The sequence below is a fragment of the Streptomyces griseomycini genome, assembly GCF_014203535.1.
Lineage (GTDB): Bacteria > Actinomycetota > Actinomycetes > Streptomycetales > Streptomycetaceae > Streptomyces > Streptomyces griseomycini.
On sequence record NZ_JACHJI010000022.1, the window covers coordinates 19,676 to 32,190 of the forward strand.

General features: G+C 74.0%; 12 protein-coding genes and 1 pseudogene. 5 read left to right on the forward strand and 8 right to left on the reverse strand.

Features of this window, described 5'->3' with window-relative positions; all coding sequences use genetic code 11:
* The first annotated feature begins 204 nt into the window (after window positions 1-204).
* Window positions 205-483 (forward strand): heavy-metal-associated domain-containing protein, encoded by a 279-nt coding sequence (locus FHS37_RS35250; protein WP_184828845.1) that lies wholly within the window; start codon window positions 205-207, stop codon window positions 481-483.
* A gap of 78 nt (window positions 484-561) precedes the next feature.
* Entirely contained in the window at window positions 562-2,832 is a 2,271-nt protein-coding gene (locus tag FHS37_RS35255; protein WP_184828847.1) for a heavy metal translocating P-type ATPase, read from the forward strand.
* Between the two features lie 64 nt (window positions 2,833-2,896).
* On the opposite strand, the gene FHS37_RS35260 is transcribed toward FHS37_RS35255, so the two are convergent.
* From FHS37_RS35260 to FHS37_RS35285, 6 genes are all read right to left on the reverse strand, one after another.
* Window positions 2,897-3,547: a DUF305 domain-containing protein gene (locus FHS37_RS35260; protein WP_184828849.1), complete on the reverse strand. Its 651-nt coding sequence runs from the start codon at window positions 3,545-3,547 to the stop codon at window positions 2,897-2,899.
* A gap of 132 nt (window positions 3,548-3,679) precedes the next feature.
* Window positions 3,680-4,084 (reverse strand): DUF6153 family protein, encoded by a 405-nt coding sequence (locus FHS37_RS35265; protein ID WP_184828851.1) that lies wholly within the window; start codon window positions 4,082-4,084, stop codon window positions 3,680-3,682.
* Window positions 4,085-4,157: 73 nt separating this feature from the next.
* Window positions 4,158-4,577: an arsenate reductase ArsC gene (locus FHS37_RS35270; protein WP_184828932.1), complete on the reverse strand. Its 420-nt coding sequence runs from the start codon at window positions 4,575-4,577 to the stop codon at window positions 4,158-4,160.
* Window positions 4,578-5,256: 679 nt separating this feature from the next.
* Window positions 5,257-5,964 carry a catalase family protein gene (locus FHS37_RS35275; RefSeq protein WP_184828854.1) on the reverse strand — a complete coding sequence of 236 codons (708 nt, stop codon included), beginning with the start codon at window positions 5,962-5,964 and terminating at the stop codon, window positions 5,257-5,259.
* Complete coding sequence (locus tag FHS37_RS35280; protein WP_184828856.1) at window positions 5,961-7,148, reverse strand: zinc-dependent alcohol dehydrogenase; 1,188 nt, start codon at window positions 7,146-7,148, stop codon at window positions 5,961-5,963. The genes FHS37_RS35275 and FHS37_RS35280 overlap by 4 nt, the downstream gene beginning before the upstream one ends.
* Window positions 7,145-7,609: a hypothetical protein gene (locus tag FHS37_RS35285; protein WP_184828858.1), complete on the reverse strand. Its 465-nt coding sequence runs from the start codon at window positions 7,607-7,609 to the stop codon at window positions 7,145-7,147. Before FHS37_RS35285 ends, FHS37_RS35280 begins: the two co-directional genes overlap by 4 nt.
* Window positions 7,610-7,885: 276 nt before the next feature.
* Here FHS37_RS35285 and FHS37_RS35290 point away from each other — a divergent pair, with 276 nt between their 5' ends.
* Window positions 7,886-8,416: a hypothetical protein gene (locus FHS37_RS35290; protein ID WP_184828860.1), complete on the forward strand. Its 531-nt coding sequence runs from the start codon at window positions 7,886-7,888 to the stop codon at window positions 8,414-8,416.
* A 7-nt stretch (window positions 8,417-8,423) separates the two neighbouring features.
* Here FHS37_RS35290 and FHS37_RS35295 read toward each other — a convergent pair whose 3' ends face one another.
* Together FHS37_RS35295 and FHS37_RS35300 are read right to left on the reverse strand one after the other, a co-directional pair.
* Window positions 8,424-8,966 carry a DUF1360 domain-containing protein gene (locus FHS37_RS35295; RefSeq protein ID WP_184828862.1) on the reverse strand — a complete coding sequence of 181 codons (543 nt, stop codon included), beginning with the start codon at window positions 8,964-8,966 and terminating at the stop codon, window positions 8,424-8,426.
* A complete protein-coding gene (locus tag FHS37_RS35300) occupies window positions 8,950-9,894 on the reverse strand; it encodes a Rieske (2Fe-2S) protein (protein WP_184828934.1) in 945 nt (314 codons plus the stop codon). Before FHS37_RS35300 ends, FHS37_RS35295 begins: the two co-directional genes overlap by 17 nt.
* 1,602 nt (window positions 9,895-11,496) lie before the next feature.
* Here FHS37_RS35300 and FHS37_RS35305 point away from each other — a divergent pair.
* The gene (locus tag FHS37_RS35305; protein WP_184828864.1) at window positions 11,497-12,138 is read left to right on the forward strand and encodes a fascin domain-containing protein; all 642 of its coding nucleotides are present in this window, start codon (window positions 11,497-11,499) and stop codon (window positions 12,136-12,138) included.
* A gap of 163 nt (window positions 12,139-12,301) precedes the next feature.
* Window positions 12,302-12,490: pseudogene (locus FHS37_RS41410) on the forward strand (site-specific integrase); the annotation flags it as partial.
* Window positions 12,491-12,515: the final 25 nt, after the last annotated feature.

Genomic DNA, 12,515 nt, shown 5'->3' on the forward strand with positions numbered 1-12,515 from the left:
GGCCCGGCTCGCGCGTCACCGCCGACCGCTCCGGCCCCCGGGCGTTCTCCGGCCGGATCGAGGCGGTCTGGTCGTACATACCCCCCGAAGTGCGCGCAAGCAGGGCGGCACCGTTTGTCAACGATACCCCTAGGGGGTATACATGGGGGTGTCAGCAGTACCCCCCGGGGGTACATCGCGATCACTCTGTCCAGGAGGAAACCCATGTCCTGCTGCACCCCCGACGGCAGCTGCTCCACCGGCACCGCCACGGTCGAGGTCACCACGGGCGTCACCACCGTCTACGACGTCTCCGGGATGACCTGCGGGCACTGCAAGGCCACGCTCACCGAGGAGATCGGCGCCCTGGACGGCGTCCTGGCGGTCGACGTCGACCTCGACGCGGGCCAGGTCACCGTCACCACCGCGGACGAGCCCGACGACGCGCTGCTGGCCAAGGTCGTCGACGACGCCGGCTACGAGCTCACGGGCCGCGCGGCCTGAGACCCCCGCCCGTCCGCCGGGCCCGCCCCCGGGCCCGGCCCCTCCCCTCTTCCCGCACCCCCAGCCCGAGGAGCAGTGATGGCTACCACGGTCCCCGACACCGCAGAGGTCGAACTCGCCATCGGCGGCATGACCTGCGCCTCGTGCGCCGCCCGGATCGAGAAGAAGCTCAACCGGATGGACGGGGTCACCGCCACCGTCAACTACGCGACGGAGAAGGCCAAGGTCAGCTACACCGGGGACGTGTCCGTCCCGGACCTGATCGCCACGGTCGAGGCGACCGGGTACACCGCCCGCGAGCCCGAGCCGGTCCGGGCCGAACCCGCGTCCGGCCCGGGAGGCCCGGGGGACCCGGACGCCGCCGGGGAGGCCGACGAGCTGAGGCCGCTCAGGCAGCGGCTGGTCACCGCCGTGGTGCTGGCCGTCCCGGTCATCGCGACGGCGATGGTCCCTGCACTGCAGTTCGAGTACTGGCAGTGGCTGTCGCTGACCCTGGCGGCCCCGGTCGTCACGTACGCCGCGTGGCCCTTCCACCGGGCGGCGTTCACCAACGCGCGGCACGGCGCGGCCACCATGGACACGCTGATCTCGGTCGGTACGTCGGCGGCGTTCCTGTGGTCGCTGTGGGCGCTGTTCTTCGGCACCGCGGGCACGCCCGGCATGACGCACCCCTTCGAGCTGACCATCGCCCGCAGCGACGGCGCCGGGAACATCTACCTGGAGGCCGCCGCGGGCGTCACGGCGTTCATCCTGGCCGGCCGCTACTTCGAGGCGCGTTCCAAGCGCAAGGCCGGCGCCGCCCTGCGGGCGCTGCTGGAGCTGGGCGCGAAGGACGTCACCGTGCTGCGGGACGGCCGTGAGGAGCGGATCGCGGTCGGCGAGCTGAAGGCCGGCGACCGTTTCCTGGTGCGGCCGGGGGAGAAGATCGCCACCGACGGCACCGTCGTCGAGGGCGCCTCCGCCGTCGACGCGTCGATGCTCACCGGCGAGTCCGTCCCGGTCGAGGTCGGTGTCGGGGACGCGGTCACCGGCGCCACGGTCAACGCGGGCGGCCGTCTGGTCGTCGAGGCCACCCGGGTCGGCGCCGACACTCAGCTCGCGCGGATGGCGAAGCTGGTCGAGGACGCGCAGAACGGCAAGGCCGCCGCCCAGCGGCTCGCCGACAAGATCTCCGCCGTCTTCGTCCCCGTCGTCATCGCGCTCGCGCTGGGCACCCTGGGCTTCTGGCTCGGCAACGGCGCCGGGCTGACGGCCGCCTTCACCGCCGCCGTCGCGGTCCTGATCATCGCCTGCCCCTGCGCCCTGGGTCTGGCCACCCCGACCGCGCTGATGGTCGGCACCGGACGCGGCGCCCAGCTCGGCATCCTCATCAAGGGCCCGGAGGTCCTGGAGTCCACCCGCCGCGTCGACACCGTCGTCCTGGACAAGACCGGCACCGTCACCACCGGACGCATGACCCTGCTGGCCGTGCACACCACCGAAGGGACGGACGAGGACGAGGTGCTGCGCCTCGCCGGCGCGCTGGAGCACGCCTCCGAGCACCCGATCGCCCGGGCGGTCGCCGCCGGCGCGGAGGAACGCGTCGGTACCCTGCCCGCCCCGGAGGACTTCGCCAACGTCCCCGGCCTGGGGGTCCAGGGCGTCGTCGAGGGGCACGCGGTCCTGGTGGGCCGGACCAAGCTGCTCGCCGAGTGGGCCATGGACCTGCCGAACGGCCTGGCGCGCGCCAAGACCGAGGCCGAGGCCGCCGGGCGCACCGCGATCGCGGTCGCCTGGGACGGCGAGGCGAGGGCGGTCCTCGAGGTCGCCGACGCGGTCAAGGACACCAGCGCCGAAGCCGTCACCCGGCTGCGCGCCCTGGGACTGACCCCGATCCTCCTCACCGGGGACAACAAGGCCGTCGCCGAGGCGGTGGCCGCCGAGGTCGGCATCGACGAGGTGATCGCCGAGGTCATGCCGCAGGACAAGGTCGACGTCGTCAGGCGGCTGCAGGACGAGGGCCGTTCGGTGGCGATGATCGGCGACGGCGTCAACGACGCCGCCGCGCTCGCCCGGGCCGACCTCGGCCTGGCCATGGGCACCGGCACCGACGCCGCCATCGAGGCCGGCGACCTCACCCTCGTCCGCGGTGACCTGCGGGCCGCCGCCGACGCCATCCGGCTGGCCCGCAAGACCCTCGGCACCATCAGGTCCAACCTGTTCTGGGCCTTCGCCTACAACGTGGCCGCCCTCCCGCTCGCCGCGGCCGGGCTGCTCAACCCGATGATCGCCGGAGCCGCGATGGCGTTCTCCTCGGTCTTCGTCGTCGGCAACAGCCTGCGCCTGCGGGGCTTCAAGGCCGCGAACTGAACCGTTCCCCCGGAAGGCCCGGGGCGGGCACCCGAGGTGCCCGCCCCGGGCCGGCGCGCTGCGGTCAGCCCCTGCCGAGCAGCTCGTTCATCTGCTCGATCTCCGCGCCCTGCGAGGCGATGATCTCCCCGGCCATCTTCCTGGCCGGACCGAAGGCGCCGTCGGCCTGCTCGGTCCTCGCCATCTCGACCGCGCCTTCGTGGTGCTTGATCATCAGCTCCATGAAGGCGGTGTCGAACGCCTCGCCCGAGGCCTTCCCGAGCTCGCTCATCTCCTCGTCCGTCATCATGCCGCCCATGTCGCCCGTGCCGTGCCCGGAGTGGTCCACGGCGCCCTCGGCGGGCACCTCCTCACCCCACGAGGTCAGCCAGCCGGACAGCGTCTCGATCTCCGGACCCTGGGCCTTCCTGATGTCCGCGGCGAGCTTCCGCACCCCGGCCGACCGGGCCCGGTCGGGCGCGAGGTCGGCCATCTCGACGGCCTGGCGGTGGTGGGGGATCATCCCCTTCGCGAAGGCCACGTCGGCGGCGTTGTGCCGCTCCTGCGACGCCGGCGCCGTCGAGGAAGCGGACGGGGAGGCGGCGGCGTCGTGGCCGCCGTGCCCGACGGCCGGACTGCCGTCGCCGTCACCGCCGCAGGCGGCCAGGACGAGCGCCGCCGCACCGGCGGCGGCGACGGCGGCGCTACGGCGGACGAGGGAACGCTTGCGCATCATGGTGGTGCAACTCCTTCACGCGCGCCGTTCGCGGCGCGCGGTTCGAGCGGATGTGAGGGCGTGCGGAAGCACGGCACCCGCCATCGGGGATCACCGGGGATCACCGGGCGCGGGGGTGCCGAGCGGGCCGCTCTATATCCGCAGGAGCTGCAGCTCGGAAAGGTCGGGCGGGGCCCGCCCCTCGTGAGGGGTCCCCGTGGCCGTCGCGGCGGGCGCGGAGGCCGGGGGCGTGTCCGGCACGGTGCCGGACAGCGCGGGCGGCGTGTAGGCCGAACCGGTCCCGGCCGCCGCACACGTGCCGTCGGCGTGCTCGAGGTGCCCCGGCCCGCCGCCGTCCGTGTGCGCGCACGCCCTGTCCGCGTGCGGCGCACCGACCGCCCCGGCCGCCGCCGTCTCGTGGCCGGTGTCCGCGTGCGCCGCGGGCACCACCCCGGGAGCCAGGCCGTGCATGCCGAGCACACCGGTCAGGACCGCCATCACCAGCAGCACGAGCAACCGCCCGGCCGGACGGCCGCTCGGTCGGGTGCTCCTGGTCATGCGCCCATCGTAGGGGGCCGCCGTCCGCGTGCTCGCCGGTCTCCGCCCCGGCCCTCCGGGCGTGTCAGACCGGTCACGCCCCCTGCTTCGCGTCGATCTCGGCGACGAGGGCCTCGACGCGGGTCCTGATCTCGTCGCGGATCGGCCGGACGGCCCCGACGCCCTTGCCCGCGGGGTCCTCCAGGGCCCAGTCGAGGTACGTCCTGCCGGGGAAGACCGGGCAGGCGTCCCCGCAGCCCATGGTGATGACGTAGTCGGACGCCTGGACGGCCTCGGTGGTCAGGACCTTCGGCCGGGCCTCGGAGATGTCGATGCCGACCTCCCCCATGGCCTCGACGGCGGCGGGGTTGACCCGGTCGCCGGGGAGGGACCCGGCGGAGCGGACCTCGACGCGGTCGCCCGCGAGGTGCTGGAGGAACCCGGCGGCCATCTGGGAGCGGCCGGCGTTGTGGACGCAGACGAACAGCACGGAGGCGAGCGGAGCGGAGGGCATGCGTTCTTCCTTCACGAGGTGAGCGGCGGGTGGTGCGGTGGTCCGGGTGCCCGGCGGGCCGGCGAGCAGGTCGGTGGTGCGGGTGTCGGTCCCGTCCCGGATCCGGCGGACGACTGCGGCCGGGGAGCTGTCGGGGTCGGCCACGGAGCGGTCCGGGTGGCGACGGCCGGGCGCGGCCGGGCAGGCGTCGCCGCACTCCGTGGTGACGACGGTGCCGGCGGCCCTCACGACCGCGTCGGACGGCGGCTCGGGGAACGCCCCGGCCGGATCGGCGCCCGCCTCGGCGGGGACCCGCGCGGTGTACGGCTCGATCCGCGCACCGGGGCGGGTGCCCGCGGAGGGGGGACCGTGACCCCGCCTGCCGCCCTCCGCCCCGCACGGATCGTGAGCCGGGGCCTCGTCCCCTGCACCTTCCCCGTCCTCGACCCCCGGATCACCCGCGCGACCGGCCGGCCGACCGGGGCGACCACCGCGGCGTTCCCGCGCGGCCCCGTCGCCCGCCGCGCTTCCTCGGCGCCGCAGGCGTGGTCTTCCTCGTGGTCCGTGCCTCCCGCCGTCCGGGGCACGACTGACGTCCGGGGCACGACTGACGTCCGGGGGAGTTCCGCCGTCCCTGCCGCCGAGTCCGGCAGCCCGGTCCTCCGCCGACAGCCGGCACCCGCCGCCGGAGGACCCACCGTCACGCGTCGTGCTCGTCGCCGGTCCGTCCGCGGCGGGAACCGGCGTACGCGGCGTCGCGGAGCCGACGCAGCCGCCCGGTGGGGCGCAGGCCGGGCAGGTCGTGCGCGTAGGGGTCGAAGGACACGGTGCTGGTGGGCGGAGCGGTGCGCACTGCCTCCAGGGACAGTGAGGCGAAGGTGCGCCAGGGCTCGTCGGCGGCTGCTGCGCGCAGCTCGAAGCGCACGGGCCGGCGGGCGAGCTCCTGCCACAGCGCCGGCCGCGCGTCGCCCCGGCGTGCGCCGGGGGCGTGGACCGGGAAGGCCGCCAGCACGCGCTCGCGGTCGCCCACCCGGTAGGACAGCAGGGAGGAGTACGGCCCGGCCAGTGCGTCAGGCCGCGGCAGGGGCAGGTGGCGGCCGAAGCGGCCGGAGCCACTGGACGTGAACAGCAGGTCGAGCGCGGTGCCGGGGCCGTCGGCGTCCTCGACCCGGACGGCCAGGCCCAGGGCGTCCGGCAGCCGTCGGGGCAGGCCGAGCGCGCGTGACCAGCGCACCGTGACGCGGTAGGAGCCGGGCCGGTCCAGCCACGGCACGCCCCATCCCGCGTCCGTGCGGTCGGCGACGGCGAGCGTGCCCGAGCACAGCACCCCGTGCGGGTGCAGGGCCGGTGCCGAGCGCCACCGGGCCAGACGTTCGGCACTCCGGTGAGCGGCCCACCGAACGATCACGCGGTGCCTCGGTGGTCGGGGCGGATGACGGCGCGTACGCAGCCGTCGGACTTGTGCTTGAACAGGTCGTACGCCGTGGGGGCCTGGTCGAGTGAGAGGGTGTGGGTCGCCAGGTGGGCCGTCTGGATCTCGCCGGCGGCCAGTCGCTCCAGGAGCATCGGGACGTAGCGCTGTCCGTGCATCTGGGCGCCGCGCACGGTGAGCCCTTTGTTGATCACCGCGCCGAGCGGGAACTTGTCGACGGCGCCCGCGAAGACCCCGAGGATGAAGACGGTGCCGGCCTTGCGGCAGGCGTGGATGGCCTGGCGCACGGCGGTGGGCCGGTCGGTCTGGAGGCGGAGCTGCTGCTTGGCCTGGTCGTACAGGTGCATCGGGCCGTCGCTGTGCGCCTCCATGCCGACGGCCTCGATGCACACGTCCGGGCCGCGTCCGCCGGTGCGCTCGCGCAGTTCCGCGGCGACGTCGGTGGTCGTGTAGTCGATGGTCTCCGCGCCGACGTACCGCTCGGTCATGTCCAGCCGCTCGGGGATGCGGTCGATGGAGATGACCCGCTCGGCACCCTTCAGGACCGCCGCGCGGGCGGCCATCTGCCCCACCGCGCCGCAGCCCCAGACGGCGACCACGTCACCGGGCTTCACCCCGGCCAGATCGGCGCCCATCCACCCGGTGGGCACGGAGTCCGAGAGGAACAGGGCGCTGGTGTCGTCGATGCCCTCGGGGATCTTGAAGGCGCCGTAGTCGGCGAAGGGGACGCGCACGTACTCGGCGTGGCTGCCGCGCAGACCGCCCATGGCGTGCGAGTAGCCGAAGATGCCGGCGGTCTCGTAACCGAGGAGGGCCTGGCCGATGCCGGGATTGGTGTTGGTGTTGTCGCACAGGGACCACAGGTCGTTGGCGCAGTACCAGCACCGCCCGCAGCCGATGAACGAGCAGACGACGACCCGGTCGCCGACCTTGTGCCTGCGCACGGCGGACCCGGTCTCCACGACCTCGCCGACGAACTCGTGGCCGATCACGTCACCGGCGCGCATCGCCGGGATGTAGCCGCCGATGAGGTGCAGGTCGGAGCCGCAGGTGGTGCCCGCGATCAGCCGCACGATGACGTCCTGGTCGTTGCGCAGCTCCGGATCGGGGACCTGCTCGACGGACAGCTTGTTCACGCCTTCCCAGCACAGTGCCTTCACAGCACTCCCTCCCCGCCGGAGCGACGGGTGAACACCTCGACCAGCTTGCCGCCCGGTGTGGGGCGGGTCGTGGGCGGCGCGTCGGGCCGCAGCACCTCGCCCGCCTCCAGCAGGGACTTCGCGTCGCGCAACGCGCGCCGCAGTTCCTGACGGGGGTCCTGCCCGGCCAGACGCGCGGGCACGGAGGTGGACGCGGCGGGCACGGGCTCCTTGAACCGTGCGGCCAGTTCCGTGCCGTGGTCGCCCGGCGCCGGCCGGATCTGCACGTCGATCCGTTCCGCCAGGTCGTCCAGGGGCGGTGGCAGCTTCCCCTCCGACCCCACGTCCGTGGGCGGCCGGTTGACCGTCACGGTGAGCCAGCGGTCGCCCGCCCGCTCGTCGGCCCGGTGCGCCGGCCGGGCCCGCCGCACGGCCACCGCCCCGACGACCGCGACCGGAACAGCCCACCACAGCTTCTTCATCGCACGCCCTCCGCTTCCGGTGTCCCGTCGGGCGCCGGGTTTCCGTGGTCACCCGCATGAAACGGTGACGGTCGGGACAAGGCGGGGCCACGAGTACGCGGAGCCCTCCCGTACGCCGGGGCACGGACGGCCCGCCCCCGCCCGCGGGTGCCCTCGGCGTCGGTGTCCGGCGGCCGCCGTCCGGCGCCGGCTTCCGCGGCCTCCCGGACAGGACGGTGACGGCCGGGCGAGGCCGGGGAGCAGGTAGGCCGGGGAGCCTTGGGTACTCGCCGCCGCATGATGAAGCGCGCGCTGTGGCAGGGACTGCTGGCCGGTACGACCGGGGTGCTGGCGATGACGCTGGGCGAGAAGGTGGAGCAACGGGTGACCGGCCGGCCCGACTCCCACGTCCCCGCCCGCACCTTGGAACGTCTGACCGGCATGCGGGAGTACTCCGGCCGTCAGCCCGTGCCGGTGAACCTGGCCATGCACGTGGGGCAGGGCGCCCTCCTCGGGATCCTGCGGTCGGTGATGTCGCACGCCGGGCTGCGCGGGCCCTGGTCGTCGGGGAAGTTCGCCGTCGTCCGCATCACCAGCGACCAGATCCTGGAGAACGCCACCGGCGTCGGCGCCCCGCCCCAGACCTGGCCGCGCCGTGAACTCGTCGTCGACCTGCTGCACAAGGCGGTGTACGCCTTCGCCACCGGCGCCGTCGCCGACGCCCTGGCCGCCCGCTCGGGGCCCGGCCCCGGGCAACGCCACGCCGCGATGCGCCCCGGCCGTCACCCCGACGTAGGACCTCTGCCCCGGGGGCGGTCGGGCGTGTGAGAAGTGGTCACTCGCCGGTCGTCCTGGCCACCAGCGCGCTGTACGTCAGCTGCAGGGCGTCCGCGCCGGCCAGCGCGGTGAGCGCCCCCATGGCGGTGCGGGTGGCACGCGGCCAGAGCAGCTGTCCGGCGGTGAGGGTCGAGACCACCCAGACGCTCATGCAGAACGGGCACGTCACCAGCTCGCCGACCGTGTCCTTGGCGCCCCCGGACCGCGCCTCCTCGTGCAGCTCGGCCGGCCCCTGCGGGCCCTGGAACGTGGTGAAGGGGGCCCTCAGCGGGCTGGTCACCGACGCTTTGCTCAGCAGCCGGCTCAGCCGGAAGGTGGCCACCGCGGTCAGTGCCACGTCCCAGGGCACGGGCCGGTCCGGCACGGGACGGCCGCGCATCCTGACCACCGTCGCCCACCCCGCCGTGTACACGCCGAAAGCCGCCATGGCCGTCAGGTAGCCGCGCAGCGGGCGGTCCTCCTCCGCCGAGTACGTGCGTTCGGTGCGTCGCCACCGTCGCCTCAGACGCTCCGCGAAACGGCCGTCAGATGTCTCGCCCATGGCCTGCGTCTCCTTCCGCCCGCGTCCGCGCCTCGTCCGCTCCGCGCTCGGCCGGTGTCTCCGTCCCGTCCTCACGGCGCAGCCTGATCTCCACGTGTCCGTCGACGACGCGGGTGTCGAAGGCGGGCTGGGGTGCGGTGGCGGGGCCGCGGACGTTCCAGCCGTCCGAGAGCCGGAAGACGCTGCCGTGCCAGGGGCACTGGACGCACCCGTCGGCGATCGTGCCCTCGGACAGCGGGCCCGCCAGATGACTGCACCGATCGGCCAGTGCGTGGAAGGTCCCGCCGGTCTCGCGCACCACCAGGACCGGCACGTCGTCCACGGTGCGCCGCACGGGCCGGCCGGCGGGGAACTCGTCCACGGTGCCGATCCGGTGCCAGCCTTCGCCGACGACGTGCGGTACTTCCTCGGCGTGGTTGGCGCCGGAAGCCTGCCGGTACGCCAGGTGGCCGCCCAGCATGCCTCCGAGGCCGACCGCCGTCAGCCCGAGGAAGCCGTACGCGCGGCCCGCTCCGGCCCGTCCGGTGAGGCGGCAGACGAGCGAGGCGCCGTACAGTCCCACGGCCGCCGTGTTGGCCACGGCGTGCACCAGCCCCACCCGTTTCTGCTGACGGCGCAGTTCGGCCCAGTCGACCGCGCCCGCCAGCGCGGCGGGGCCGGCCGCGGCCAGTCCGACGCCCACCAGGAGGCCCGCCCCCCGGGAACGGCCGGGCCACAGGTCGAGCACGGCGGCGGACATCCAGCTGCCGATCGGCACCTGCACCATCAGGGGGTGCACGGGATGGCCGAGCCACCGGCCGTGCAACGCGTCCCGTGCACGGCCGAGCGGGAGGGCCCGGACCCTCCTGGTCAGTACGTCGGTCGCCGCGTCCGCCCTGGGATCACGCTCCAGGGCGTCGAGCAGCCACAGCATCCGGTTCTGGCCCATACGGCGGCGACCTGGCTTCTTGCTCATGGGCGGTGGGTCCCCCCGGGGGCGGGGGACAAACAACCGGCCCGGGACGTCGGCTCCGCGTCCCGGGCCGGTCCGGGACGCGGAGCCGGCCCCCGCCCACGGCCTCGGCGGCCTCGGTCATCGCGGCGAGACCGGTGACGTGGGTGCTGCGGCGGATGCGGGTGAACCCGTGGAGCCCTCCGCGCGGGCGTGCTCCCGCACGTCCGCGCGCAGCGCCCGCAGTCACGGCAGGAACTCCGGGCCGCCGGTGTCCGTCTCGTCCGGGGCGGCCGGTGTTCACCCGGCCGCCCTCTCCCCGGCGGGCCGGTCCCTCACGACCTGCCCGCCGCCGGGGAGACCCGTCCGGGCGAAGGGGGGGACGACCTCCTCCTCGGCGGTCCCGTGCACGGCCGGCAACCGCACCGGGCGGCGGAAGGCGTCCCGGCGTTCCTCACCCGTGGTCGCCTCGGCCCCACGGAAAAGGGCGAGGCCCGAAGACCCCGCCCGCCACCGCCGGAACCCCGGCTCAGGGCCACACCGGGCAGTACGGCTGATGCCCCGCCCCGTGCAGCCGGTGGCCGAAGTCCTGCCCCTCGTGCAGCGGGTGAACGCGAGGGGGCGATGACCTGGGGATTTTCGGCGAAGTGTGCGTTGACCTGCGGATACTTCTCTCGGTGGTTCTCACGGGGCAACGCCGTTTCCCAGCTCACGTGCCCTGGACGTGCCCTGGCGGACCGGTTCACCAGAGGGCGCCCTGCTCCGGTGCGGTCCGCACCTGCTCGACCCGGACGTCGTCCGGCTTGGACGGGCGACCGGTGGCCGGGCGTCGTCGCAGGGCACGAGTGCCCCTCCTCCCCCCACCCGTTTCCACCGCCGCACGCTCCCGTCACTGACCTCCGGCATTCGTGCGGTCCCGGCATTCGAGCGTCCCTGCCCGAACAACTCGGCTGCCCGCACACGCCGTGCCACCGCCAACCGCGGCCGTGGCAAAGGGGGGACGACAGACCCGGAGACAGCACACGACAGCTTGAGAGACACGACGGCGGGCTCCCACCGACGCATCCGCCACACCCACGGAACTGACGAGAACCCCGGTGGGGCAGCGCGTGGAACCGGATGCACGGCATGGCGCTCATTGCGCCCGGCGACGTCCCGCTCATCGCCGGCACGGTGTTCCCGCGGCGCCCCGGCTCCGTCCCGGTCCCGAAGTGCGAGCCGGTGCGGTTCGCGCGGATCACCCGCGTCGAGACGGCGGGACGCGGGGCGGACGTGCAGCTGCACCAGCTCCGTCGAGGGGAACGCCGGAAGGACCCGAACACCGCACAGCTCGGTTCCGGATGCGACCGAGAACACCGCATTTTATGCGCGTTAACGGGGGATTGAGGAATAGGGAATGCCGCATGTTTTCCTCAAAAGGCCCTGGGTGTGAACTCATTCATCCCTGTCGTCATTTGTGTCACGCCCGTTACTCTGACGTAGCCGCCGCCCCGGGGAGGGGATTGGCGGCGGTTGTCATGGGCGGGAGCGGCGGGCGGGAGCGATGGCCGCCGCGCCACGTCCTTTTTCACGAGTGGTGGGGAATCAACTATGCGACGCATGACCACTGTCCTTCTGTCTCTCAGCGCCCTGGCGGCGACCTCGGCGCTGGGCGCGCCCGCCGTGGGGGCCGCCCCGCAGGTCGCCCCGGCCGCGGTGCCGGCCGGCTGGGAGAAGATCGACGGCGCCGCCGAACTGGCGCGGATAACCGAGGAGTCGGGCGACGCGCAGACCGCGCGCGCGGCCGCCGCCCCGGAGCCCACCGCGCTGGCCGTGGAATCGGCCAAGAACAACAAGTTCGTCTCCACCGAGAAGACGTACGCCGCCCCGAACACCGGCGCCCTGCGCGCCCGTTCCGACGTCTACGGCGGCTCCTGGGAGGGCTTCACCTTCGAATGGATCGGGGAGGAGAGCACCTTCGCCATGAAGTCCCACGCCAACGGCCTCTACGTGGCCGTCGAGAAGAACTACACCGGCGCCTCGCAGAACCTGCTGCGTGCCCGTTCCACGAGCGCGGCCGGCTGGGAGCGGTTCGTCCTCTATTACAACGAGACGCTGGACCGCTTCGCCATCCAGTCCGAGCTGAACGGCCTGTTCGTCGCCATGGAGAACAACTACACCGGCACGCTCCAGTACGCCCTGCGCGCCCGCTCGGCCGACGTCTCCGGATCGTGGGAGGAGTTCAACCTCTACACGATCTGACCGACCCGTGGGTCGCGAACGTCCCCGCCCGCCACGGCACCTGTTCCCAGGGCGGGGACGTCGTCATGCTGAGATCGATCCCTGGGAATGGACACCGGGTTTCATGCGACGAGTGACAGCGTGCGTGAAATGATCGATTGCTGTTCGAACTCGACCGGTATGAGGGAGCCGGGCCCGGACGTACACGCGCCTTCTGCCGTCCAGCGAGACCCGCACCCGCGAGGCGATCAACGACGCCTTCACGGGGGCGGAGCCGCAGGGCGCAGGAGAGGCGCAGGGCGCAGGAGAGGCGCAGGGCGCATCACCGCCCCCAGCGAGACCCATGTGCCCTCGACGTGCCCCGGCCGCCTGACGGCCCCTCTCCGGCACGGAGAAGG